Here is a 24,792-nt window from a genome sequence, read left to right on the forward strand (position 1 = left end):
ATTCTGCCTACGCTTCCGGTTCCGCTTCAAGGGCTCGTCGGACGGCCTCCACGGACGTCTCGACGTCGTCCGCATTCGTGGACCAATTGCTGACCGAGATCCGGAGGATGTCCCGGCCCCTCCACGACGATCCGGACATCCACACCGCGCCCTCGGCCATGAGCCGCTGGGTCACGCGGCGTGTCCGGTCGTCACTGCCGAAGCTGACGGACACTTGCGTGAACACGACGTCGTTCAAAACCTCGACGCCGGGAATCGCAGCCAGCCCCTTGGCCAGCGCTCGGGCGTTAGCGGCCAGCCCCTCCACCATGGCAATCACGCCGTTGCGGCCCAGTTGGCGAAGTGCGGCCCACACCGGGATACCCCGGGCGCGGCGGGATAACTCGGGCACCTTCTCAAACGGGTCTCCCGGGCCCGCGTCCGTAGCGATGAAGTAACTCGTGTGGATGCTGAAGGCCCGCCTCATGGCCTCCGGACTGGAAACGATCGCCAGGCCACAGTCATAGGGCACGTTGAGGGTCTTGTGCGCGTCCGTGGCCCAGGAATCAGCGAGCTCAACGCCGGCCAACCGCTGCCGCAGCACGGGACTCACGGCAGCCCACAGCCCGAAGGCTCCATCAACGTGGACCCAGGCACCGCGGTCATGTGCCACCGCGATGGCCTCCTTCATGGGGTCGAACGCCCCCGAATGCAGGTTTCCTGCCTGCAGCGCCACCAATGAGGGCCCCGGCTGCTGTTCCATGGCCTCGGCCAACGCATCCGGGAGGATCCGGCCCTCCGCGTCAGCGTCCACTGGCACGCACGCCCCCAGACCGAGGTAGCGCAGGGCCAGGTCAACAGCCGCGTGGCGTTCCCTTCCGGCGAACACCGTTATCCGGGGAGCACCGGACAGCCCCAGGCCCTCCAGGTCCCAACCGGCCTGGTCCATGAGGTACTGGCGTCCCGCTGCGAGCCCCACAAAGTTGGCTGTCGTGGCTCCCGTGGTGAAGCCGACGTCGGCTGTTGCGGGCAGGTGCAGCAGGTCCAGCAACCAGGCCGCGGCCGACTCCTCGATCGCGGCCGCGGCCGGAGTCGCGAAACGAAGTCCCGTGTTCTGGTCCCAGGCGGACACCAACCAGTCCGCCGCCATGGCTGCGGGCAGGGTTCCCCCCATGACCCAGCCAAAGAATCGTCCGGACTGGATGGCCATCAATCCGGGTTCGGCCAACGACGCAAGCTCATCCACAACGTCGGCCGCTTCGGTGGCCTCATCGGGAAGACGCGGCAGGAGGCTCGAGGCGACCTGGTCGGCGTCGTACTGGGGACGGACTGGACGTGTGGGCACTGAGGCGAGCCAATCGGTAGCGTGCACCATGGCACGCTCCAAGGCAGCACCGTATGCCTCCGGCAGCGCAGACATGGGCACAGCCTACTCCGGCGCTGCCCCAGCGAACAGGGCTAGAGCGTGAGGGTGATGAGGTGGCCGCCGTCGTCGTGCTTGACGGCCTTGACCGTCACCGCGGAGTAGTTGGGAATCCGCCACATGCCGGGTTCCAGCTCACCGCCGGCGTCGCCCACCACGACGGTGCGCATGCCGGCTGCGCGGGCGGCAGCAATGCCTGCCGGTGCGTCTTCGAAAACCACGACGTCGGCCGGTTCCGCGCCGAGCAGCGCGGCGGCTTTGAGGTATCCCTCCGGGTGTGGTTTGCCGCGCGTGACCTTCTCGGCGGTGACCGCCGTCGTTGGCATGGTGAGTCCGGCAGCCTGCATGCGGATGTCCGCGAGGATGCGGTCCGCGGAGGTGACCAGGGCGATGGCGTCGTCCGGGAGTGCTTGGAGCAGCGCTTCGGCGCCGGGCAGCGCGATGATGCCGTCGGTACGGTTGCGTTCCATCTCGCCCAGCTCGGCAGTGAGGGCAACGACGTCGGCGCCCGCCGGGGCGTACCGGCGGACCGTGTCACCGGCTTGGACGCCGTGGGAGGTCCGCAGGATTTCGTCGTAGTCCAGGCCATAGCGTTCAGCGAACTCAAGCCACACTTGCTCGACAATTGCCGTGGAATCCACCAAGGTGCCGTCCATGTCGAAGAGGACGGCGCGGACCGTGAGCGCCTGGGGCTGGGTAGGCAGGGACTGTGCGGCAGGAAGGGTCATGTTTCCATCCTGCCGCACAGTGCGTGTTTGGTGACCTGTCCGTTGGGACAGTGACTAGCCGTCCTGACGGTGCGGGATGTACTGAATCGCCCATTTATTGCCGTCAGGGTCGGCGAAGTACACAAAGTGGCCCCAGTCCTGGATGTCGATATCGCTGACGTCGACGCCGTTGGACTTGAGGTGTTCGTGTGCCTTGTTGATGTCGCTGACCACGATTTGGAGGGAGGGCGCGGTCCCCGGAGGGGCATCGGACAGGCCCTCCCCGATGGCGATGGAGCAGGCCGAGCCGGGCGGAGTGAGTTGGACAAAGCGGATGCCGTCCATGGGACGCTCATCGAAGTCGGCGTTGAAACCGACCTTGTTGACGTAGAAATCCTTCGCACGATCCACGTCGGACACAGGGACAAACACCAATTCAAGTTTCCAGTCCATGCGCCACAGGCTAACGGGGCACGGTGGAAAGCGGTAGGGGTGGCGCGGTTAGCCCGCGATGCCGTACAAGCGGTCGCCCGCGTCGCCCAGGCCCGGGACGATGTACGACTTCTCGTTGAGTTTCTCGTCGATCGAAGCGAGGACGATCTTCACGTTCTTGTCCGCGAGTTCCTCTTCCAGCTTGGACAGGCCCTCGGGGGCGGCCAGCAGGCAGATGCACGTGACGTCCGAGGCTCCGCGCTTGAAGAGGAACTTGATGGCCTCGCGCAGGGTGCCGCCGGTGGCAAGCATGGGGTCCAGGACGAAGACCTGACGGCCTGTAAGGTCCTCCGGCAGGCGCTCGGCGTAGGTGATGATGTCCAGGGTTTCCTCGTCACGGGCCATGCCCAGGAATCCGACCTCGGCTGTGGGGACCAGCTTGGTCATGCCCTCGAGCATGCCGAGCCCGGCGCGGAGGATGGGAACCACCAGCGGGGTGGGCTTGGTGAAGGCCGTGCCGATGGTCTTGGTGACCGGCGTCTCGATTTCGACGGGCTGGGTCTTGACCTCGCGGGTGGCCTCGTAGGCCAGCAGGGTGACGAGTTCTTCGGTAAGTTGCCGGAAGACCGGTGAAGGGGTGTTCTTGTCCCGCAGTACGGTGAGCTTGTGAGCGACCAGCGGGTGGTCCACGACGAGTGTGCGCATCCCCCAAAACTATCATTGAGATATGAGCGCTACCGAGCCGTATCACGCAGAACACACTGCCTGGATGGGCCTTGCCCTGGATGAGGCACGGCTGGCGTTGGAAACGGACGACGTGCCGATTGGTGCGGTCGTTTTAGGGCCCGACGGCGGTGTGCTGGGTTCCGGCCGCAACGAACGGGAGGCGCACGGCGACCCGACCGCGCACGCGGAGATTGTCGCCATCCGCCAGGCGGCTGCGGCCCTGCAACGGCACGCGCTCGAGTTGGGTGAGGGCGGCGACGGGTGGCGCCTGGAAGACTGCACGCTGGTTGTCACCCTTGAACCGTGTGCCATGTGTGCCGGGGCGATCGTCCTGGCCCGGATCCCGCGCGTCGTGTTTGGAGCGTGGGACGAGAAAGCCGGGGCCGTGGGCTCCGTGTTCGATATCCTCCGCGAGCGCCGCCTCAACCACTGGGTTGAGGTCTACGCGGGCGTGCGGGAGGACGAATGCGCTGTGCTGTTGAAGGACTTCTTCGCGGCGCACCGCGTACCGGCAGTGGAGCACCGCTCCCCCGCCTGAGTTGTTTGCCGCATCCTAAGGGAGCAAGCCATGACCGTGACCTTCAACCACACCATCGTCTACGCCACGGACAAGCACCGGTCCGCGGAATTCCTGGCCCGCATCTTTGGACTGCCCAAGCCGCAGACCATGTGGTCCTTCGTCACGGTTGCCCTGGAGAACGGCGTGACCTTGGACTTCCTTGGCGCTGAGGGCAAGGTTTCGCCCCAGCACTACGCCTTCTTGGTCTCTGAGAAGGAATTTGACCAGATCTTCCTGCGGATCACGGCCGAGCACGTTGACTATTGGGCGGACCCTTCCCGGACGCGCGCGCACCAGATCAACCACAACGACGGCGGCCGCGGCATCTACTTCCGCGATCCGGATGGGCACCTTTTGGAGGCGATCACCCGTCCCTACGGCTCAGGCTGACGTTGCGACCCGCAGGCTTCAGCGTCCGGCAGCAGCGTCCAACGCGTCGATCCGGACCTGGCGCGAAGCCGGCGAATCCAGGCTGAAGGACCTGAAATCACCCAGTTCGTCCCGGATCCACGCTTCCACTTCGGCGATCCGCTGGCTCACCGCAGGCGTGGGCGGCTCGAACGTCCATACCGCAATGCGTTCCTTGCCCGGGTCATACTGCCAGAGCCCGATGGTCCTCCCCCTGTCCAGGATGGGATGGTCCGGCAGGTCGGCCTGGAGGGCCAGGGTGGTGTCCAGCACTTTCTTGCCTTTGTCCTGGTCGGCGAACAGGTCTGCCGAGTTGCGCCTGTGGAGGACCAGTGAGTCGGTGCCTGCGAGCAGGTGGATCTGCTGTTCGCGTGGCTCCTCGAAAGCAGCCAAACGTTCGACGTCGGCGGGCAGCATCCACAGCACGTCCCCGGCCGCCGTGGTCACCTCCACAGCGCCGACGGCGGCCAAAGCAGCCTTGGTTTGTGCCACCGTGAAGGCCGTAAACCACTGGCTCTGCTTCAGCGTCGCTCCGCCAGTCCAGCCCAAGTACCGCTCGAGCAGCAGGCGGCGGGCGCCGTCGTCGTCCATTCCGCTGGGCGGCAGACTCCAGGCAGTGTAGGCGTAGCGCTGCTGGTCAAGGCGGCCGTTGACGGGAACGCGGCGGATACGGCCGTCGGCCTGGAGGAGACCCAGGGCCGTGGGCAGTGTGGTGGAGGCTCCCTTCTTTTTGCCTTCGTCGCCGAGGCTGCGGACTGAATCGCCGAGTTCGTCCTTGAGCTGCTTGGGATCCATGGGGGGCGCTGGATTCCTTGAGGACGTGCTCCACTTCGTCTTCCAGGAGGGCGATTTCGCCACGCTCAACACCGAGTCGCGCAAGAACCTTGAACGAGGCCAACGCAGCATCCCGGCCCACCTGCAGGCCCCAGCCATAGTCGTTTTGGCCCAAGACGTAGGTGCAGCCGCGGGCTACGGGCAGTTCGTGGATCCTGAGGGCCGCAACGTCCCGATCAGCTTGTTCCCTGGTGATGCCGGCACGGGCGAACAGGCCCAGATAGGGATTGGCGCCGCCCACCGAACGGGCCCAGCCCGCCTGGTCCAGGACTTCCTCGGAGGTCTTGCCTCGCAGGGATCCATCGAGGCCCTGTGCGTGCCAGGCCCAGGCGCGGAGCCGTTCAGGGATGAGCGTGGCTGCGGCGGGCACAGTGGGTGTCATGGCCCCATTGTGGACCACGGTTTCTTGTTATTCAGGCGCCCGCGGTGAGGGCATCCAGGACTGTTCGGGCCGTGGCATCCCATCCGGGGAGCGTGTGGCGGGACATCATGGCGACCTGGCGCCACTCGGTCCTCAGCGACTTGTCAGTGAGCCAGGCACGGATGGCCTTGGCGAGGTCTCCTGGGCCGGCGATCTTTACGGCTTGCCCGGCGCCGCTGCTGCCCAGTGCTTCCACCGCCCCGGTCCCCTCTTTCACCAACGCAGGCACGCCGTGTGCCAGGGACTCGACCACCACCATCCCGAACGACTCGGACGTGGAGGCGAGGAGGCTCAAATCGGCCGCGAGCCATTGGCGCTCAAGGGGTGTCCCGGTGAGCTCGCCGGTGACCGCAAGACGGCCTTCGAGCCCGTGACGTTCGACGGCGGCGGCCACCTCGGCGGCATACGCCGGGTCCGCGTCGTGCGAACCGATCAGCGCGGCCGTCCATGACAGGTCCTGGAGGCTGGCCAGCGCTTCCACGATCAGGGTCTGCTGTTTGTTGGGTAACAGGGCGGCGACAGCAACAAGATGCGGGGGCTCTGACCCGTTCGCTTCCCCGGCAGTCTCGGCCCCGGGCCGCGCTACAACTGTCCCAGAGCGGCCGTGCCTGGCCCGCAGCTCTCCTGCAGCATGATTGCTGGGGCAGATCACGCCGGTAGCCGCGGCCAACGCCTTCCCCTCAAGAGTCGGATGCTCCGCGAGGGCCATATGGGACAGGATCCACACCCTGGTGCCGTTACCGACAGCGGCGGCCACCTCATCCGGCGCTCCGCTCGCTACCAGGCCGTCGGCAATTACCGTTGTGCCGCCGTCGAGCGCGTCCGCGAAACGCTGCCTGTCCGCCGGGCTGCCCACTGGCCAGCCGCCGTCGACCGTCACCGTCTCGACGGCGGCGCCCAGGGCCTCCAAGTGCTCGGCGAGCTTGGCGTTGTACTTGTTGCCGCCCGAGCCGTGGCGTACGTTCCCGGGAACGATGAGCCGGATGTCCACATCAGTCGCCCGGGAGCTCCAGCGAGAAGCCCGCCCACGCGTCCGGGTTCTCGCGGAGGACTACGTCGATCCCGGCAAGCGCCCGGCCGTCGGCGGTTTCGGTGATCCGGGCTGCCACGGCCCCGGCGATGTGTTGGGCAAGGGCCTCCGTGGTGGACAGTTTGCCCGTGAAAGCGGGGTGTTCGTCCAGGTTCTTGTAATTCAAGTCCGCCAGGACGTCATCGAGGATGCTCCCGGCAGCGCCGATGTCCAAGACAATGGCGTCGTCATTGAGCTTGGAGCGCCGGAACGAGACTTCGGCAACGAACGTTGCCCCGTGCAGGCCCTGCGCGGGTCCGAACGCTTCCCGGGGAAGGCTGTGGGCGATCATGAAATGGCGTCGGACGGTCAGGCTGAACATGTCTTACTCCTCCGGCTTCGGATAGGCGACCACGTGGCAAAAGCCACCCGGCTTTTCCAACAAATCTGCAAGCGTGCCGGGCAGGTTCCGGAACACGCACTCACTCGTCAGGAACGTGTCGAACAGTGGATCCTCCAGCGCAGCCACCGCAGTTTCCAGTCGCTGTGCGGTGGTGCGCCTGTGGCGGCGAGGCATGGCCACCTCGCCCACTTGGCTGGAACGGATGGTGAGCCGGCGGGCATGGAAATCCTCGCCGAGCGGCAGGGTGACTTCCTTGTCCGCGAACCAGGAAAGCTCAATGACGTCGGAATCGTCCCCGGCAAGCTGGAGGCTGAGCTTGAGGCCGGCGTCGGTAGCGGAGCAGTGAAAGACGATGTCGCAGTCGTTCTTGGCTTCGTGCGGTTCTGCGAAGTCGATACCAAGTGTCTGAGCAAGCTCTTGCTTGGCCGGGTCGGCGTCCACCAACTGCAGTCGACCCAGCGGGTACTTCCGCAGGAGCGTCGCCAAGGCGCCGCCCACCAGGCCACCACCGACGACGGCGACCCGGTCGCCCAGGCGCGGCCCGGCTTCCCACAGTGCGTTGACGGCCACCTCCACGATGCCGGTCAGGACCGCTCGACGGGCGGGCACCTCCGTGGGCACGGCCGTGAGCTGGCTGATAGGGACCACGTAGTAGTCCTGGTGCGGGTGCAGGCTGAACACGGTCTTGCCCAGCCACTCCTGTGGCCCCGCTTCCACGACGCCGACGTTCAAATAGCCGTACTTCACCGGCCCCGGGAAATCGCCCTCTTGGTGCGGGGCGTGCATGCGTTCAGCCACTCTTTTTGGGACACGTCCCTCATGGACCACGCGCTCCGTACCGCGGCTGACCCCTGAGTAGAGGGTCCGTACCAGGGCCTCGTCCTCATGCGGCGTTGGCAGCGTTTCCGGACGCAGCTCACCGTATCCGGACCTGGTGACCCAGTAGGCTGTGGCCTCGTTTGGGGCTGTGCGCTCTTCGGAGATAGTCATGATACTTATGAATCTATCGCCGGGGTGCCCCGGACGGAAGTTGGCCTGTGTCCTGCGGCACTCTTGCGGCCCCGTTTTGGGGAACGGCGCCCACCTCCGGTACCCTATTTCAGTTGGTGACGTGTCCGAGCGGCCGAAGGTGCAACACTCGAAATGTTGTTTGGTGTAAAAGCCAACGTGGGTTCAAATCCCACCGTCACCGCCACATGGAAAGGCCCCGGTTCCCTTTGTTTGAAGGGAACCGGGGCCTTTCGCTTTGGCTAGAACTTGTACTCAAACCCGCCGGAAAGGGCCGGCTTGAGGATGAGGGTTCCCGATGACGCGGGCACATCAATGATCACCACGCCGTCCGCTTTCTCCCCCGGACCCATCCCGGAGATGGGAAACGTCTCGGAATCGTCAAGGCACGAATAGGTTGCAGGTCCGCTCAGGGAACCGTTGAAGGTCTTGCCATCCTTACCGATGAACTTGAAGTCGTAGCCGCTCAGGTCGAACCTTGGAATCACAGCGTTGGCCAACTCCGGCGTAGTTTCAGCGCTGATGTCCACGGCCAGGAGTTTGCCGTTCTCTGCGGCTCTGGCATACGGCCTGGTACAGGTCACGGGCTTGATGCTGTTGACAATGAACTTGACCTGGACTGCGCCCTTTCCGCCGCGGTCATTGAGTGTCCCCACATCACCTAGAGCCATTTCAAGGTTGCCGCGGCTATTGGTCTTGGTCTTGGGAGCGCTGGAGGTGGTGGGAAGAGGTTTGGCGAGCGGTTCGCGCTCTTCAGAAACAGTGGGAGGATCCATGGCATCCGCTAACGCTGAGGCAGTCCGGGCCACACCGGCAAAGAGGCCACCGGCCACCAGCACCACCGAAACGATGAGGGCGACAAGTTTGTGCTGGTCATATGCCGCCAGCTTGCGCCCCTCCTTGTCAGTCTGCAGGTTGAGCAGCGTGAAGGCGAGGTCCACGAGAGCCCAGATACCCAAGCCCCCGAGAGTCAGCAACTTGGCGATACCAGTGCCGATCTTTCCGAGATAGAAGCGGTCCGCCCCGAGCCCGCCCAGGAAGAGGGAAAGGAGCCACGTCACGAGGAACGTCTTGTCAGACACGGCCGGAGGCTGAATGTTTGGCTCAAATCCCGGAGGTGCCTGAAAGGGCTGTCCGCCGCCCTGGTACGCGGGCGGGGGCTGGTAGCCGCCCGGGGGCTGGTAGCCAGGCGGTTGCTGGTAATCCGGGGGCGGCTGGTAGCCCGGCGGCGGAGTGGGCTTTGGCTGATCGTGGCTCATGGAATTCCTTTCGACGCATAACGAGATGCGCCAAAGCGGGGATTGTGTGTCGCTAACAATCTGCCGGGAGTTCCATCGAAGCGCGAAACCACTTTCCGTGAGCTGTGGAAAACTCACCCGCCCAAGCCGTGATGGCCTCGCGCTCAACTGAAAAGGAGTTACCGCTGCCCCGGAAAAGCGCGCAGCATGGGGCTGCAGGTTTTCAAGGTCTCTTGGACAGGGCTCGTCTCGACAGTATGGATTATGTCCAGAGAGCTCAGTCCGTTTGCCAAGTACTCGTGCAGGTCATTCGGGGTTCTGCACAGAGCCAGGGCCACCAGATTGCTTGTGCCCGTGGTGGAGGCCAGAAAGGCTATCTCGTTCTGCCGCATGAGAGTTCTTGCTACCTGGTTCAAGTGAGCGGGAGCCACCGACATCCAGAGCAGAGCTTGCGTAGTGATGCCGTACACCTCGGCTCCGATCTCGACGTCAAAGGAGAGAATGCCGCCCAACCGCAGGGCATCGATTCGCCGCATCACAGTCGACACCGACAGGCCGGTCTCGGCGGCCAGATCCGCGAAGCTCATTCGTCCGTTTCGCTGTAATCCGAGCAGGATCTCCCAGTCCGCCACGTCCGGCGCAAGGACTTCCCCTGATTTATCGACGCTACCCAACGCGTCAGATTCTTGGGCCAGGTGCTCCTGCTGCCGGCTCGTTAGCGCAGTCCTGTGACCCTGCCATGCAGTGGGACCACCAAGATAGGTGTGCAGCAAGCGGTGCGCCGATACGTCGGTGATGCTGGACGTTCGTGGGATGTCGCGGAACAGCAGAGCCTGGTGCTCGTCGGTACTCGCGACAGTCACAAGACAAATTTCTTGTCCCCCGGACATACGTCGCACCCACATCGTGTCGCCGCGCCGGGCGAGGTTTTCGGCCACATTTTGAGCGCTGTTCGGACGGGTAGAGAGTCTAAGAATCCACTTCTCGCGTGACGACCTCTGCGGATTCACGACGCCAACGACGCGGAGGGAGACTTCCCTGCTCAGCCGCCGGAAACGACGGGCAACGGTCTGTGTGGAGACGTCCAAAACCTCAGCAATGCGACTGAACGGCACACGGCCGTCTATCCGCAGGGCGTGAACAATACGAAGGTCCAACTCGTCGACACTGGACGCCATTGACTCAAAAGTACGGCCACCTGACCAGCTACGGCCAGAAACCCTCAGCACTGTACGCGACACCGTTTTCCTAGGATCCCGAGTTGGGAGCACCTCACTGGATTTGGTGTTCCCGCGAATTGAAAAGCCAGTGCCAAACGGCCTGACCGGCGGCCCCGGTGGGTACCCAGACGCGCTCGGCGCCGGGTGCATCCGCTGGAACCACCTGCTGAGTCCCCAGCAGTGTAGCAAAGCTTCGCGGGCGTTCATCGACGTCCACCGCAGTATCTCTCCGGGCCAAAACGCACCCAGCGCACTCGTTTCAAGCAAAGCGCAAACGGCCTGAGGAACAAACGATCGTGCTTGGTCGGAACCGTCGGCGCGCGTGATAATCCACCATCCCGGCTGCCGTCGGTGGAACAAAGCCGTCAATCTGGCGCCAGAGAAAGCGCTCAGGACCGCTGGCCGACTTAGCTGTCCATGTAGTTACTCATTCGGCTTGGAAACGGAAATGCTTTGACCTCTCATCGAACCCTGATCATTGTTGCCCACCCGAACCTCGCGGATTCCCGTGCCAACGCTGCCCGACTCACCGAGATCGGAAACTTGGAAAGTGTCACCGTCCACGATCTGTATCGTGCCTACCCGGAGTTCAGCATCGATGTCGCGCACGAGCAGCAGTTGCTTCGCGAGCACGACACCGTGATTCTGCAGTTCCCGTTGTGCTGGTACAGCGTTACCCCGCTGGTCAAGGCATGGTTCGATGCCGTGCTGACCTACGGTTTCGCCTTTACCCTGGACGGCTCCGCCTCCCAGTTGCACGGCAAGAAGGCTTGGCTGGCTGTTTCGGTCGGCAGCACCTTGGATACTTACACCGCTGAAGGGGTTGCCCGAAGGAGCCTCGAGGAGTACCTCGCCCCGGTACGTCAAACACTGGAGTTCTGCCAATTCGACTATCAGGGTGTTCACGCTGTCTACGGCATGATGCTCAACCCGTCGGATGAACACCTTCTCTTGGACGCCAAGGAGTATGGCATGCTCGTCGCGACCAGCGGTGCGCCGTTCGCCTGACTTTCGCCGGGACGCTGGATCTTACAGGTGGAAGGGGCTAGATGTTGCAGCCCGATGCACGCGCGGCGGAGTACGGGTACCAACTGATCGGGCCGGGTCCCATCTGCGGCGCGCACAGAATGTTCCACGTCCGCGGGCCAACAATGCCGTCGGCCTGGAGACCCCAATAGCGCTGGAATCCGATAACAGCGTTGCGGGTGGCCGGGCCGTAGGAGTTGTCCACGGAGAGGGTCCCATACGGAGAGCCAATCCGCGTACGGAAGGCGTTCAGCAGGGTCTGGATGTTGCCGACACAGCTGGAGTACCCGCCGTAACTGTAGTTGTAGTCAACGCAACGTCCCGCGGCCTCGGCCGGTGCGGGAGCAGCGACGCTCAGCGTGCCGCCGAGGACAAGGCTGGCCGCCACAGACGTGAGCGCCAACGTGATGCGTCGGGTTGTTTTCCGCATGGGTAAATCCTTTCGATGGAGAATTTCGGCTCCATGCTAACCCAGCGCCACCCGCGGAGGGCATGGGGAGGCCTACCCAACTCAGGTAGGCCTCAAAACGGCGTCACGACACGAGGTCGAACCGTTCGGATCCAAAACGCGCGGTTACTTCGACTGTTCCACCGAGGGCTTCGATGTACTTGCGCAGCGTGTCGATTTGCGTATGTTCGATGTTGCCTCGCTCAATCTGCGAGACGCGATTCTGACTAATGTGGGCTTCCCGCGCCAAAGCAACCTGGGAAACCTGCAGGCGAGTCCTGATTTCGGCAAGCCGATAGGCGCGAACTTCACGCCGCATCTCCTCGGCAAGTTCGTTTACTCGTGCAGCATCCACGGGGCGTGCTTCGAGCTGCTCTTTGAGAGTTCTGGGGCTCAACGACTTCCTCCTAAGTGTTCTTCAGCAAAACCAGCCAGCCTATTCAAAACCCATAACTTTTACAACCCTAGACTTTTAGGATGGATCTCGGCTCGACATCGCCGCGTCCGCGCTTCAGCATCTAACTCCCAGCACCGCCCGGCGGTACATTATTCACGGATGCCACAAGGACACCCTCGGAGCCGCACGGACGGTGGAGGCAACAATGGCCGGGTCAACCAGCAGGACAGGCAAGAGCACCGACTACGAGTTCGTCACTGTGTGGCGCGTGGCGGGAACGCTGCAGGAAGTCGTGGATGTCCTGGGAGACGCGGGCACCCTGAAACAGTGGTGGCCGGCTGTCTACCTCGAGGTCACGCCGGTGAGCACAGGAAGCCCTGATGGCATCGGCAACTCCTTCGACCTCCATACCAAGGGTTGGCTGCCCTACACGCTGCGTTGGAGGCTGACGGTCACCGAGCCGGTGACCCTGCACGGCTTCGCACTCACGGCCAAGGGCGACCTCAACGGAACTGGCCGTTGGACCTTCGAGACGGACGGCCCGGAGGTTGTCATCACCTATGACTGGCGGGTCAGCACTGCGAAGCCCCTCTTGCGCAGATTGAGCTGGCTCCTCAAACCGGCCTTCTCGGCCAACCACCACTGGGCCATGGCGCGAGGTGAGGAAAGCCTGGGACTTGAGCTCCGCCGTCGTCGTTCCACCACTGACCCGGCCAGGGTGCCGGCGCCGCCGGGACCTACTTTCACCCGCAGTCCCAAACAGGAGGGACGCTGACCTTGCCGGATGCGAACACAGACGTTCCGCTCAAACCCGTAGGCACCCAAAGCCGGTGACGTTCCTTCAGCTCTCCCTGGTCTCGGCCGTGGCCCTTCTGGGGCCACTGTTGGCGTTGCCCAGGAAGTGGCACTTGCCGGTGGTCCTTGGCCAGCTCCTGGCAGGAATCCTGATAGGCCGCACAGGTCTGAAACTCGTGGATCCGGCCGACCCCACGTTCACGCTGCTGGCCGACGTTGGCTTCGCATTGATCATGTTTGTGGCCGGCACGCACGTCCCCATCCGTGACAAGGCCATCCGGGCAGCGCTGGGCAGTGGCGCAGCCAGGGCTGGAGTGGCAGCTGCTTTGGCGGTCGCCGCAGGGATCGGTATAGCCGCCATATTCGGGACGGGCCATGCGCCGCTGTATATCGTGCTGCTGGCCTCTTCCTCCGCAGCCCTGGTGCTCCCGATCGTGGACTCGTTGAAACTCGGCGGTCCAAAGGTCCTGACCATGACGGCGCAGGTGGCCATTGCCGATATTGCCTGCATCGTGGCGCTGCCACTCGCCGTCGATCCGCCCAATGCCGGGCGTGCGGCGTTGGGGGCGGCAGCGGTGGCGGCCTGCGCCGTGGCGCTGTTCTTCGTACTCCGCGCCTTCGAGCGCAGCGGCACGCGCGGGCGCCTGCACGACGTTTCGGAGGACCGGAAGTTCGCCCTGGAACTGCGGATCCAGTTGGCCTTGTTGTTCGCCTTGGCCGGTTTGGCCGTACTGGGCCACGTGTCGGTGATGCTGGCGGGATTCTCGTTCGGCCTGGCAGTGGCGGCAGTGGGCGAACCGCGGCGCCTGGCCCATCAACTGTTCGCAGTCAGCGACGGCTTCCTTGGGCCGGTCTTCTTCGTCTGGCTTGGGGCCTCACTGAACGTGAACGACCTCGGCAGCAACCCCCAGATGATTCTCTTGGGCGACTGCCTCGGGGCAGGCACGCTCATTGTCCACTCCGCAGCGCGGCTGCTCGGGCAGCCCTTCCCCTTGGCAGTCCTCTCGGCATCACAACTGGGCGTCCCGGTGGCAGCGGCGACCATCGGTTCGCAACTGCACCTCCTGCAACCGGGCGAAGGCGCGGCCATGATCCTCGGAGCACTCATCACCATTGCCGCCAGTGCCGCGGCCGGTCCCCGGGCGGTCGCCTCTGAGTCGGCCAGGAAGCCATCCAAGGGCGGCACGGCAACGAAGTCCCGATAGAATCAAAGCCGTTGCCAACCCGGCCGGCGAACAAAGGGAGGACTACGTGCGCACTTCGCAGCCCCGGTCGCCCTTCCATGCCCTTCGGTCCGGCGCACTTTCCGTGGTGGTCGTCCTGCTGGCGGCGGGAGCGCACGTACTTGGCGGCGGGGTGCTCCCCACGGCTCCGGTACTCGCGGCACTGATCGCGCTGACCGGGCTCGCGGCAACACTCGCAACCCGTTTCAAGCTGAATGTCGCGGCCATGACGGCGCTTCTGGGCGCAAGCCAGTTGGTGTTGCACCAGGCTTTCACTTCTTTGGCTCCGATTGACGCGGCAGCACCTGCGGGGGGCCATCACCCCGGGACAGAGAGCCTGGCGCCCATCGTGGATCCGGCCACCCACCTGCACGAGCTTGGCACCACGGCCGGCGCCCTGATGTTCATTGCGCACGTGATGGCAACGGTTGCTTCAGCGGCCGTACTCGCCAAGGGCGAAGACGCGTTGTGGCAACTGGCCGCGTGGCTGCGTCCGCTGGTCACCCTGCCGTCGTTGCTTTTCAAGCCCGACGCCGGTGCCACGCCTGTCGCCGTCGGTGCACCTGACGTTTTCATCCCCCGCCCCTGGCGGAACCTCAGGCAAGACAGCCGCCGCGGCCCGCCGGCCGCCGTCGTCCGTCCTTAGTTCCGCCCGGCACCAGCCTTCCATGGTGACGGGCCCCAAACCCGTACCCCGCGCCGTCTCCAGGCGCACCCTGAAAGGCCATCCCATGAAAAACTCCACCCTCCGCCGTACCCTGTCCGCTACCGCCGTGGCCGGTGGCACCGCCGCCTTGATGATGGCCGGACTCGCCGGCGCGTCCGCCCATGTTGGCGCCACGCCGGACAAGACCGCCGCCAACTCGTACGCGCTGGTGACGTTCGGCATCCCGCACGGCTGCGACACGTCCCCCACCACCAAGGTCACCATCAACCTCCCCCAGGAACTGACCGATGCCCAGCCCACGGTCAACCCCAACTGGACGGTGGAGAAGGTGACTGAAACGCTTGCCGAGCCCAGGAAGCTCGACGACGGCACGTCCATCACCAAGCGGACCAGCCAGATCGTTTACACGGCCAAGACGCCCCTGGATCCCCACCTGCGCGACGCTTTGGTCCTTTCCGTCAAGCTGCCGGACGCTGCCGGCAAGACCATCTACTTCCCCACGCTGCAGACATGCGAGCAGGGTCAGACGGACTGGTCGGAAATTCCCAAGGATGGACAGAACGAGCACGACCTGAAGTCGCCGGCCCCGTCGGTTGCCATCACCGCCGCTGACGCGTCGGGCGATCACCACGCCGCTGCCACGGTGTCCACGGAGCAAGCATCCTCCGTGACCGACGATGACTCCACGGCCCGCAGCTGGGCCGGCATGCTGGCCGGTATCGCAGGCCTGGTCCTGGGCGCGGCATCGTTCTTCCGCCGCTCCAAGGCGAGCAAGTAACTGGCCAGGCGCCCTGAAAGATTACGATCCGGGCGCCAATCCGCCGCCCCGGCCGTGGCTCGATTGACTCGTGCCACGGCCGCGGCAAGGCTGGTGCCCATGTGGACTCAGCGCATCAAAACCGGACTTCTAACGACGACGGCGGCCGCGTCACTGCTGCTTATTGCCGCCTGTGGACCCAGCCCCAGCCCTGCAGGGAGCAGCAGCGCCCCGCCTACATCATCTTCGCCGTCGGCATCCTCCTCGGCCAGCGCCTCGGCCTCCGCTTCCGCGAGCTCCTCGCCGTCGGGTTCCGCGACATCCGCGGCTCCCGCAGGTCCGGGGTTGTGCAAGGCGGCCTCCCTCACGGCGACCACGGACTCAACGGGTGGCGGCGCAGCGGGCAGCATCTACGAGAAGCTGATCCTGACCAACTCCGGTTCTGCCACCTGCACGCTTGAAGGCTTCGCCGGAGTTTCCCTGACGGCCGACGCCAACGGGGCACCGATCGGCGAACCCGCAACGCGTGAGACAACCACCCCCGTCACCAAGATCGAGCTGGCACCTGGCAAGGCGGCGTGGGCCGAACTCCGTTACACCCAGGCCGGGAACTACGGCGACTGCACCAAGGTTGCGGCGGCCGGCTACCGGATCTACCCGCCGGAAGATACGGCCTCCCTGTTCGTCGCCGAACCGCACGATGCCTGCAGCAACGCGGGCATCAAGCTCCTGAGCATCACCGCTTTCCAGGCAGTCTGAGCTCCGCCCCACGGCCCGGGCATGATCTGGCGCTTCTTCTGCCGGACCTTATTCTGTCCGTGCCGTGGGGCATGATGGAGGAATGCAGAAGCAGCAGGCGTCTTCCGGCGCCATCAGCCGTTTCAGCCAGGCAACCAGGGAATGGTTCCTCGGCGCATTCAGCGAGCCCACGCCTGCCCAAGATGGCGCATGGAACGCAATCTCTTCCGGTTCCCATGCCTTGGTGGTGGCTCCCACCGGCTCGGGCAAAACGCTCGCAGCCTTCCTGTGGGCTTTGGACCGTCTGCATTCAACACCCACGGACACTCTGCCCGGCTTGGAAGAGGTCCCCGCGGGCAAGCGGCCCAGGAAGCCAAAAACCAAGACGCGCGTCCTGTATATCTCGCCCCTGAAGGCACTGGGCGTGGACGTGGAACGCAACCTCCGCTCGCCGCTGATCGGCATCACGCAAACCGCCAAGCGTTTGGGGCTGCCGGCTCCCCTCGTGACGGTGGGCGTCCGCTCCGGGGATACGACGGCGGCGGATCGCCGCACGCTGTTGACCAACCCGCCGGACATCCTCATCACCACCCCGGAGTCCCTGTTCCTCATGCTGACGTCCCGTGCCCGGGAAACGTTGAGCGAAGTGGACACCATCATCATCGACGAGGTCCACGCTGTGGCCGGCACCAAGCGTGGCACCCACCTCGCAGTGTCTTTGGAGCGGCTCGACGCTCTGCTGCCCAAGCCGGCCCAGCGCATCGGGCTTTCGGCAACGGTGCAGCCCCGTGAACTCGTTGCACAGTTCCTGGCCGGCCAGGCTCCCGTCGAGATCGTGGCTCCGCCGTCCAAGAAGAACTGGAACCTCACCGTCACCGTACCTGTGGAGGACATGTCGGACCTGCAGGGTGCTTCCGGGGCGTTCGACTCGGGCCCCGCATCAGGGCTGCAGCCACAGGCCTCCATTTGGCCGCACGTGGAGGAACAGATCGTGGATCTCGTCCTTTCCAAGCAATCCACCATCGTGTTCGCCAATTCCCGTCGCCTCGCCGAGCGCCTGACCGCCCGGCTCAACGAGATCTACGCCGAGCGGCAGTTGATGGCCGAGGCTGGATCCGCCTGGGACGAGTCTCCCGGGCAGGGCGGTTCGGGCCAGTGGGACACCGCGCCGGGTTCCGCGGCGTCCGCCGTCGCATCGCCGGGCGGAGACTCCGCGAAGTCCCCCACGTCCACGGCTACGCCGGCACACATGATGGCCCAAGCCGGAAGCACCAGCGGCGCCGATCCCGTCCTGGCAAGGGCACATCACGGCTCCGTGTCCAAGGACCAGCGCGCCCTGATCGAAGATGACCTGAAATCCGGCAGGCTGCGCTGCGTGGTTGCTACGTCCTCGCTTGAACTGGGCATCGACATGGGCGCCGTGGATTTGGTTATCCAGGTGGAGTCGCCGCCGTCCGTGGCCAGCGGCCTGCAGCGCGTAGGCCGTGCGGGACACCAGGTGGGTGAGATCTCCGAAGGCGTCCTCTTCCCGAAGCACCGGGCGGACCTGCTGCACACCAGCGTCACCGTGGAGCGCATGCTCAGCGGCCAGATTGAGCGGCTCAGCATACCCACCAATCCCTTGGACATCCTGGCGCAACAGACCGTGGCAGCCACGGCGCTGGGCAGCATCGACGTCGAAGAGTGGTTCAGCACGGTCCGCCGGTCAGCACCCTTTGCCAGCCTGCCGCGCTCGGCGTTCGAGGCCACGTTGGATCTCCTGGCCGGCAGGTACCCTTCGGATGAATTCGCCGAGCTCCGGCCACGCATCGTGTGGGACAGGCATGCCGGAACCATCGAAGGACGGCCCGGCTCCCAGCGCCTGGCCGTCACCTCCGGCGGAACCATCCCGGACAGGGGGCTGTTCGGCGTCTACATCATCGGTACAGAGGTCGAGGGAACGGGCTCTTCGGGCGGCGGCGACGGCGATGGTCCCAGCTCTTCGGCGCGCGCCGCCAAGGGAGGCCGTCGGGTAGGCGAACTCGATGAGGAAATGGTCTACGAGTCCCGCGTAGGAGACATCTTCGCGCTGGGCGCCACCAGCTGGAAAATCGAAGACATCACCCACGACCGCGTGCTGGTCTCCCCCGCCTTCGGCCAGCCCGGGAAACTTCCCTTCTGGAAAGGCGACTCGCTGGGCCGCCCCGTGGACCTTGGCCGGGCACTCGGTGCTTTCATCAGGGAGCTCTCCGCCGCCGACCCTGCTCCGGCCATGGAACGGTGCCAGGCCAGCGGTTTGGATGCCTTCGCGGCCAACAACCTGATCCAATACCTGGACGAGCAGAAACAGGCCACGGAAGTCGTCCCGAGCGACCGCACCCTGGTGGTGGAACGCTTCCATGATGAACTCGGCGACTGGCGGGTGGTCCTGCACAGTCCCTTCGGCATGCCGGTCCACGCGCCCTGGGCCCTCGCGGTGGGCCAGCGCCTCCAGCAACGCTATGGCCTGGACGGCTCGGCCATGGCGGCGGACGATGGCATCGTCCTTCGCGTCCCCATGATGGAAGACGAACCGCCCGGCGCGGAACTTTTCCTCTTCGACCCCGAAGAGCTCGAACAGATCGTTACCGCAGAGGTTGGCGGCAGCGCCCTGTTCGCCTCCCGTTTCCGCGAATGCGCTGCCCGGGCCTTGCTGCTGCCGCGGCAGAACCCCACCAAACGCCAACCACTCTGGCAGCAACGCCAACGCTCGGCGCAGTTGCTGGACGTGGCCAAGAAGTACCCTGCGTTCCCCATCGTCCTCGAAACGGTGCGGGAATGCCTGCAGGATGTCTACGACCTTCCTGCGTTGAAGGACATCGCCGCGTCCGTTGAGCGCCGCGAACTCCGGATCGTCCAGACCACCACGCAGCAGCCCTCCCCCTTCGCCAAGTCCTTGTTGTTCGGTTATGTGGCCCAGTTCCTCTACGAAGGCGATTCGCCCCTTGCCGAGCGCCGGGCCGCAGCGCTTGCCCTGGATTCCACGCTCCTCAACGAGCTCCTGGGACGCGTGGAACTGCGCGAACTCCTGGACGCCAAGGTCATCGACACCACGGAACGCGAACTGCAACGGCTGGTCCCTGACCGCCGCGTCAAGGGGATGGAAGGCGTGGCGGACCTGCTGCGGTTGCTTGGCCCCCTTGCCGTGGATGAAGTGGCTGAGCGTTTGCAGGCCGTGGCGCCTGGGTCCGAACAGACTCCGGCCGCCGGGGCAGCACCTGCCACTGAGGGGGCCGCACTCACCTCGCCGGAGCACGCCACGGACCAGCCCTCCATTGACCAGGACGTGCCCGCCTCCGCAACCACCGCCGAGGCCGGATCCCATCTCCAGGCACTCCAGAAAGCCAACCGCGCACTCAAGGTGACCATTGGCGGCGTCGAACGTTTTGCTGCGGTGGAGGACGCTGCCCGGCTGCGCGACGCCATCGGGGTGCCCCTGCCGATGGGTGTGCCGCTGGCGTTCATCGAACCGGTGAACGATCCCTTGGGCGACCTCGTTTCCCGGTATGCACGCACGCACGGGCCGTTCACGGCGTCCGAGGCAGCAACGCGGCTGGGCCTCGGGGTTGCGGTGGTCAATACCGCGCTGAAACGGCTCGCCGCCGATGGCCGCGTGGTGGAAGGCGAATTCCGTCCGCACGCCACAGCGCCCGAAACGCAAGCACCTGATCCTGACGTCATCAGCCTCGAGGCTCCCCCGTCCAGCGAATGGTGCGATTCCGAAGTCCTTCGGAAACTCCGGCGACGGTCCCTGGCGGCGCTCAGGGCAGAAGTGGAACCCGTCGATGCCGCGGCCTACGGGCGTTTCCTTCCTGCGTGGCAAAACGTCACGGCGCCCGGCAAGTCACGCAGCCAAGCACTCCGCGGGCTGGACGGCATCATCACCGCCGTGGACCAATTGTCAGGTGTCCCCGTTCCAGCCTCGGCGTGGGAGCCGCTGGTCCTCGCCAGCCGTGTGGCCGACTACAAGCCCGCCATGCTGGACGAACTCATGGCAGCCGGTGAACTCTTGTGGTCCGGCGCCGGATCCCTGCCCGGCAACGACGGCTGGATCAGCCTGCACGTTGCCGATTCCGCCGAGCTCACCCTCAACCCGTCGCCGGAGTTTGAACCCGGCGACGCGCAGCAACGCCTGATGGACTACCTGGGTGCGGGCGGCGGCTACTTCTTCCGGCAGCTCACGGAGGTTGCCGGTGGCATGGATGCCGTTCTGAGCGACGACGCCGTGGTTTCCGCCCTGTGGGACCTCGTCTGGGCCGGACGGGTTACCGGAGACACCTTTGCCCCGGTGCGCGCCATGATCGCCGGCGGGCGGACGGCCCATCGCCAAGTGGCCAAGGCGCCCCGGGCCAGGGCGCCGCGCATGAGCCGACTCGGCCGCCACGGCGCGGGCCTCCTTGGATCACCCGGGCTGAGCGGCGGCCGCTATGGATCAGTGGCAGCCCAGGCGCCCACGCCGCCACTCGCCGTCGGACGCTGGTCCGCCCTTCCCCTGCCGGAATTGGATCCAACCATCCACGCCCGCGGCACCGCCGAGCTTCTCCTGGACCGCTACGGGGTGGTGACGCGGGGTTCGGTGATGGCGGAGAACATCCTGGGCGGCTTCGGTCTCATGTACAAGGTGCTCGCGCGGCTGGAGGAAGCCGGGCGCTGCCGCCGCGGGTATTTTATTGAGCATCTCGGCGCAGCCCAGTTCGCAGTGCCCGCCACCGTTGACCGGCTGCGCTCCTTCACCGAGGACGCCCGCATCGCCCAGCCAGACCCGACGGCGCTGGCCCTCGCGGCAACCGACCCTGCGAATCCCTATGGAGCCGCCCTTCCCTGGCCGACGGTGGCCGGCGAGGCCGGCTCGGGACATCGGCCGGGACGGAAGGCAGGGGCATTGGTGGTGATGGTCGACGGCGCGTTGGTCCTTTACGTCGAACGCGGCGGTAAAACGCTGCTCACCTTCAGCCACGACGACTCCGCCCTCACCGTAGCTGCCGAGGCTCTGGTGGGCGTGGTTCGTCGAGGCGCCGTGGACAAGCTGTTCATGGAGAAGGTCAACGGGCACGACCTCCTGGAAACACCTATCGCCGCCGCCCTCGCCGCGGCCGGCGCCTACTCGACGCCGAAGGGACTGCGGATCCGTGCCTGAGGGAGATTCCGTCTGGCGCGCCGCCGATAAGCTCCACCAAGCCCTTGCCGGCCAGGTGGTGACGGCCTCGGATTTCCGCGTGCCGCGCTTCGCCACGCTGAACCTTGCCGGCTGGACCATGACGGAGGTTGTGCCGCGCGGGAAACATTTGCTGATGCGCCTGGTGGGTCCGGAGGATACGGAACCTGGGGCCAGTCGGAAACCACGCGCCCTCACCATCCATTCACATTTGAAGATGGAGGGTTCGTGGATGGTCTACGCACCTGGCGGCCGGTGGACCAGGCCCGGGCACACAGCGCGTTGCGTGCTGCGGACAGCGGTGGCCGATGCCGTGGGATTCTCGCTGGGCATCCTCGAGGTTGTGCCTACCGGCGAAGAAGACAAGATCGTAGGCCATCTTGGACCGGACCTCCTTGGGCCGGACTGGGATGAAGCCGAGGCCTTGCGGCGGCTCCAGGCTGAGCCGGATGTTCCCATCGGCTACGCCCTGCTGAATCAGCGGAACCTCGCCGGGATCGGGAACATCTACCGCTGCGATTCCTGTTTCCTGTCCGGCGTTCACCCTGCCCTGCCGGTGGGCCAAGTCCCGGATCTGGCGAAGATCGTCCGCGATGCGAGACGGCTCCTGGGAGAGAACCTCGGTCCCGGCCGCAGGTCCACCCTCGGCCCGCGCGCCATGCGGCCCGGCTACTGGGTCTATGGCCGGACCCGCCAACCGTGCCGACGGTGCGCGACGCCCATCCAGCACGGCTTGCTTGCGGCACCGGACGGCACCGAGGAAAGGGACATCTATTTCTGTCCACAGTGCCAGCCAGCGCCACGTGGTGCGGAAGGAACTGAGACGGGACCAGCCGGACCGTCCCGCAACGCAATCTCCGGGCAACGCGCTTCAGGACGGGCTGCCCGGCCCCGTTACGGAAGGTAGCTATGCCGCCAGGGTGGGTTGCGTTTCCCCGGTGGGTGCCGTCGTCGCAGGCCTCTCCGGCACGATGAACCTGGGCAGCAATATCTGCACGATCGGCCCAATCGCCAACGCGTAGACCACGGTTCCCACGCCCACGGATCCACCCAACAGCCACCCCACCGCCAGGACCACAACCTCGATCCCCGTGCGGACCAGTCGAACGGACCAACCCGTCCGCCGCACCAACCCGGTCATCAGGCCGTCGCGCGCACCCGGGCCCAGCCGGGCTCCGATGTAGCAGGCGGAAGCAATACCGTTGAGGATCACGGCCCCGGCCAGCAGGGCGATCTGGCCACCGAGGTGCGAGAACGCGGGAATCAGCCAAAGGCCCAGATCGGCAAACAAACCCACCAGCACGGCGTTCGCGAGTGTTCCGATGCCGGGCATCTGCCGCAGCGGAATCCAGAGAAGCAGCACCAGGAAACTGACGGCGATAACCACGATCCCAATGCTGAAGCCGGTCTTCTGGGACACACCTTGGTGGAACACGTCCCACGGGTCCAGGCCGAGTCCGGCGCGGATGAACATGGCAAGGGAAATGCCATACATCGCAAGGCCGATCAGGAGTTGGGTGATTCTTCGGGTCATCATGAAACCATGATCGCGAAAGACTGGCCTTGTATTCCATAGCCAGTTTGAAATACTGGACTGGTGACAGGCTCACTTAATCCCACCGCGCTCACCCGCCTCCTCGGCTCTTGGAACTCCGGCGCCCTGCCCGCCTACCGGGAGCTGGCCGACGTCGTGCGTTTACTGGTGATGGACGGGCGAATCCCGCTGGACCTCGCACTGCCGAGCGAGAGGGCGTTGGCCCAAACACTGGGCCTGAGCAGAACCACGGTGACCGCTGCGTACTCCACCCTGCGGGAGCAGGGTTTCCTGACCGCAGGCCAAGGCAGCCGGGGCAGAACCTGCATTCCGCACCGCAGCTCGCCCGTGACCATGCCCGGGCTGGCGGCGCCGGAGGGACTGCTGGACCTGGCCTACGCATCGCTGCCGGCAGCAGGCGAGGTGGTGCACCGCGCCTTCGCCGATGCGCTGACCGAACTACCCGCCCTTCTGCCTGGCTTTGGCTACGACGCCGTTGGAGTGCCTGCGCTCCGGCAGGCCATCGCGGACAGGTACACGGCCGAGGGCGTTCCCACCACGGCCCAGCAGATCCTGGTGACGTCCGGGGCGCAGCACGCGCTGAACATTGTCCTGAAGACCTTGGCAGGGAAACAGGACAAAGTCCTGGTGGAACACCCCTCCTACCCGAACGCCCTGGACGCCATCCGGGCCACCGGGTGCCGCCCGCTTCCGGTGGCGATGCCGGCCGCCGGAGCCGCGGCGGGATGGGACATCGATGCCATGGTGGCTGCCATGAACCAGCAACGTCCGGCCATGGCCTACCTCGTCCCGGACTTCCATAATCCCACCGGCCGCATCATGTCCGACCTTCAGCGGCGCCGCCTGGCACGGGCCGCAGCTTTGGCCGGGACGGTCCTGGTGGTGGATGAGACGCTGCGGGGGTTGAACCTCGACGGCGTCACTGCGGCACCGATGGCATCTTTCAGTTCTACGGTGGTCTCCATCGGGTCACTGAGCAAGTCCCACTGGGCCGGCCTCCGCACCGGGTGGATCCGTGCTGAGGAATCGGTCATCAACCGCCTGGTGACCACCAGGACCACCATGGACCTGGGCGGTCCAATCGTGGAGCAACTGGCGGCCGCCCGCCTGGTGGGTGCCTACTCCGAGCCGATGGACGCCCGGCTGGCTGAACTCCGGCAGAACCGGTCCGCTTTGATGGAACTGCTGGCAGAGCATCTTCCCAAGTGGGAGGTGGAGCGGCCCCGCGGCGGACTCACAGTATGGTGCAGACTGCCGAGTCCGAGCAGCACGGCCCTGACGGTCCTGGCACCGGATTTCGGTGTCCGCTTGGCAGCAGGGCCGCGGTTTGGGGTGGGCGGCGCGTTCGAACAGTACATGCGCGTGCCCTACACCTTGCCGCCGGCATCCTTGGAGGTGGCAGTCCGCGCCCTCCGGGCAGCGCAGGACAAGATCGACGCATCACCCCAGCTCAGGAGGAGCCTCAAGTCCGAGCGCCCCGCCGCGGCCGCCGTCGCCTGACCACCCAGCCGCCTGACCACCCATCTGACTGGCAGTAGTTGTTGTTCTCGACGGGCGGTTTCTAGCGGTTATCGCAACAGGAAGGTTCTGATCATCTCATTTGGGGTGCAGAAGTCGAATCGTTGGCGGGGTCTGTCGTTGAGTTC

The 24,792-nt window shown here is 65.4% G+C and carries 24 protein-coding genes and 1 tRNA gene; 12 read left to right on the forward strand and 13 right to left on the reverse strand.

The annotated features are described in order from the left end of the window. Nucleotides 1-7: 7 nt before the first annotated feature. Genes ACIQT2_RS20310 through upp form a run of 4 tightly spaced genes read right to left on the reverse strand, consistent with a single transcriptional unit; the run spans nt 8 to nt 3,246 of the window. On the reverse strand, nt 8-1,399 hold the full coding sequence (locus ACIQT2_RS20310) for a pyridoxal phosphate-dependent decarboxylase family protein (protein WP_402950116.1): 1,392 nt from the start codon (nt 1,397-1,399) through the stop codon (nt 8-10). 38 nt (nt 1,400-1,437) lie between these two features. Beyond that, nucleotides 1,438-2,130: an HAD-IA family hydrolase gene (locus tag ACIQT2_RS20315; RefSeq protein ID WP_402950119.1), complete on the reverse strand. Its 693-nt coding sequence runs from the start codon at nt 2,128-2,130 to the stop codon at nt 1,438-1,440. 54 nt (nt 2,131-2,184) lie between these two features. Next, nucleotides 2,185-2,562, reverse strand: a complete 378-nt coding sequence (locus tag ACIQT2_RS20320; protein ID WP_397323818.1) for a VOC family protein — start codon at nt 2,560-2,562, stop codon at nt 2,185-2,187. Between the two features lie 48 nt (nt 2,563-2,610). Further along, nucleotides 2,611-3,246: a uracil phosphoribosyltransferase gene (gene upp / locus ACIQT2_RS20325; RefSeq protein ID WP_400335806.1), complete on the reverse strand. Its 636-nt coding sequence runs from the start codon at nt 3,244-3,246 to the stop codon at nt 2,611-2,613. A 22-nt stretch (nt 3,247-3,268) separates the two neighbouring features. Between upp and ACIQT2_RS20330 the strand changes: the two genes are divergently transcribed. Together ACIQT2_RS20330 and ACIQT2_RS20335 are read left to right on the forward strand one after the other, a co-directional pair. Next, entirely contained in the window at nt 3,269-3,805 is a 537-nt protein-coding gene (locus ACIQT2_RS20330; RefSeq protein ID WP_400335803.1) for a nucleoside deaminase, read from the forward strand. 30 nt (nt 3,806-3,835) lie between these two features. Continuing rightward, complete coding sequence (locus ACIQT2_RS20335) at nt 3,836-4,216, forward strand: VOC family protein (RefSeq protein WP_400335800.1); 381 nt, start codon at nt 3,836-3,838, stop codon at nt 4,214-4,216. 18 nt (nt 4,217-4,234) lie between these two features. Here the strand turns inward: ACIQT2_RS20335 and ACIQT2_RS20340 are convergent, their stop codons facing one another. From ACIQT2_RS20340 to ACIQT2_RS20355, 4 genes are all read right to left on the reverse strand, one after another. Continuing rightward, nucleotides 4,235-5,029, reverse strand: a complete 795-nt coding sequence (locus ACIQT2_RS20340) for a DNA glycosylase AlkZ-like family protein (protein WP_402950124.1) — start codon at nt 5,027-5,029, stop codon at nt 4,235-4,237. Nucleotides 5,030-5,481: 452 nt separating this feature from the next. Then, nucleotides 5,482-6,480, reverse strand: coding sequence for a glycosyltransferase family 4 protein (locus ACIQT2_RS20345; RefSeq protein WP_402950127.1), 999 nt, complete (start codon nt 6,478-6,480; stop codon nt 5,482-5,484). 1 nt (nt 6,481) lies between these two features. Next, a complete protein-coding gene (locus ACIQT2_RS20350; protein WP_402950130.1) occupies nt 6,482-6,880 on the reverse strand; it encodes a 6-pyruvoyl trahydropterin synthase family protein in 399 nt (132 codons plus the stop codon). Between the two features lie 3 nt (nt 6,881-6,883). After that, entirely contained in the window at nt 6,884-7,891 is a 1,008-nt protein-coding gene (locus tag ACIQT2_RS20355) for a zinc-binding alcohol dehydrogenase (protein ID WP_402950133.1), read from the reverse strand. A gap of 115 nt (nt 7,892-8,006) precedes the next feature. Between ACIQT2_RS20355 and ACIQT2_RS20360 the strand changes: the two genes are divergently transcribed. After that, nucleotides 8,007-8,096: transfer RNA gene (locus ACIQT2_RS20360), tRNA-Ser, on the forward strand. 55 nt (nt 8,097-8,151) lie between these two features. Here ACIQT2_RS20360 and ACIQT2_RS20365 read toward each other — a convergent pair. Both ACIQT2_RS20365 and ACIQT2_RS20370 read right to left on the reverse strand, forming a co-directional pair. Further along, nucleotides 8,152-8,991 carry a TM2 domain-containing protein gene (locus ACIQT2_RS20365; protein ID WP_402950135.1) on the reverse strand — a complete coding sequence of 280 codons (840 nt, stop codon included), beginning with the start codon at nt 8,989-8,991 and terminating at the stop codon, nt 8,152-8,154. 335 nt (nt 8,992-9,326) lie between these two features. Next, on the reverse strand, nt 9,327-10,325 hold the full coding sequence (locus ACIQT2_RS20370; protein ID WP_402950138.1) for an Lrp/AsnC family transcriptional regulator: 999 nt from the start codon (nt 10,323-10,325) through the stop codon (nt 9,327-9,329). 495 nt (nt 10,326-10,820) lie between these two features. On the opposite strand from ACIQT2_RS20370, the gene ACIQT2_RS20375 reads away from it, so the two are divergent. After that, entirely contained in the window at nt 10,821-11,375 is a 555-nt protein-coding gene (locus ACIQT2_RS20375) for an NAD(P)H-dependent oxidoreductase (RefSeq protein ID WP_402950141.1), read from the forward strand. 37 nt (nt 11,376-11,412) lie between these two features. Here ACIQT2_RS20375 and ACIQT2_RS20380 read toward each other — a convergent pair whose 3' ends face one another. Both ACIQT2_RS20380 and ACIQT2_RS20385 read right to left on the reverse strand, forming a co-directional pair. Then, on the reverse strand, nt 11,413-11,823 hold the full coding sequence (locus tag ACIQT2_RS20380) for a peptidoglycan-binding protein (protein ID WP_402950144.1): 411 nt from the start codon (nt 11,821-11,823) through the stop codon (nt 11,413-11,415). A gap of 103 nt (nt 11,824-11,926) precedes the next feature. After that, a complete protein-coding gene (locus ACIQT2_RS20385; protein ID WP_402950147.1) occupies nt 11,927-12,238 on the reverse strand; it encodes an XRE family transcriptional regulator in 312 nt (103 codons plus the stop codon). A gap of 205 nt (nt 12,239-12,443) precedes the next feature. On the opposite strand from ACIQT2_RS20385, the gene ACIQT2_RS20390 reads away from it, so the two are divergent. The 7 genes from ACIQT2_RS20390 to ACIQT2_RS20420 all read left to right on the forward strand — a co-directional run bounded on the left by ACIQT2_RS20390 (nt 12,444) and on the right by ACIQT2_RS20420 (nt 22,498). After that, nucleotides 12,444-13,013 (forward strand): SRPBCC family protein, encoded by a 570-nt coding sequence (locus ACIQT2_RS20390; protein WP_402950150.1) that lies wholly within the window; start codon nt 12,444-12,446, stop codon nt 13,011-13,013. Nucleotides 13,014-13,068: 55 nt separating this feature from the next. Next, nucleotides 13,069-14,238, forward strand: coding sequence for a cation:proton antiporter (locus tag ACIQT2_RS20395; RefSeq protein ID WP_402950153.1), 1,170 nt, complete (start codon nt 13,069-13,071; stop codon nt 14,236-14,238). Between the two features lie 46 nt (nt 14,239-14,284). Then, a complete protein-coding gene (locus ACIQT2_RS20400) occupies nt 14,285-14,902 on the forward strand; it encodes a hypothetical protein (protein WP_402950156.1) in 618 nt (205 codons plus the stop codon). Nucleotides 14,903-14,987: 85 nt separating this feature from the next. After that, on the forward strand, nt 14,988-15,701 hold the full coding sequence (locus tag ACIQT2_RS20405) for a YcnI family protein (RefSeq protein ID WP_402950159.1): 714 nt from the start codon (nt 14,988-14,990) through the stop codon (nt 15,699-15,701). A gap of 99 nt (nt 15,702-15,800) precedes the next feature. Next, nucleotides 15,801-16,439: a DUF4232 domain-containing protein gene (locus ACIQT2_RS20410; protein WP_402950161.1), complete on the forward strand. Its 639-nt coding sequence runs from the start codon at nt 15,801-15,803 to the stop codon at nt 16,437-16,439. Nucleotides 16,440-16,521: 82 nt separating this feature from the next. Then, nucleotides 16,522-21,573 carry a DEAD/DEAH box helicase gene (locus tag ACIQT2_RS20415; RefSeq protein WP_402950164.1) on the forward strand — a complete coding sequence of 1,684 codons (5,052 nt, stop codon included), beginning with the start codon at nt 16,522-16,524 and terminating at the stop codon, nt 21,571-21,573. After that, the gene (locus tag ACIQT2_RS20420; RefSeq protein WP_402950166.1) at nt 21,566-22,498 is read left to right on the forward strand and encodes a DNA-formamidopyrimidine glycosylase family protein; all 933 of its coding nucleotides are present in this window, start codon (nt 21,566-21,568) and stop codon (nt 22,496-22,498) included. The genes ACIQT2_RS20415 and ACIQT2_RS20420 overlap by 8 nt, the downstream gene beginning before the upstream one ends. On the opposite strand, the gene ACIQT2_RS20425 is transcribed toward ACIQT2_RS20420, so the two are convergent. Further along, a complete protein-coding gene (locus ACIQT2_RS20425) occupies nt 22,499-23,128 on the reverse strand; it encodes a YitT family protein (protein WP_402950169.1) in 630 nt (209 codons plus the stop codon). A gap of 60 nt (nt 23,129-23,188) precedes the next feature. Between ACIQT2_RS20425 and ACIQT2_RS20430 the strand changes: the two genes are divergently transcribed. Continuing rightward, entirely contained in the window at nt 23,189-24,646 is a 1,458-nt protein-coding gene (locus ACIQT2_RS20430) for a PLP-dependent aminotransferase family protein (RefSeq protein ID WP_402950172.1), read from the forward strand. The last annotated feature ends 146 nt before the right edge of the window (nt 24,647-24,792 follow it).

This window comes from Paenarthrobacter sp. NPDC090522, assembly GCF_044769225.1.
In the GTDB taxonomy this organism is placed as follows: domain Bacteria; phylum Actinomycetota; class Actinomycetes; order Actinomycetales; family Micrococcaceae; genus Arthrobacter.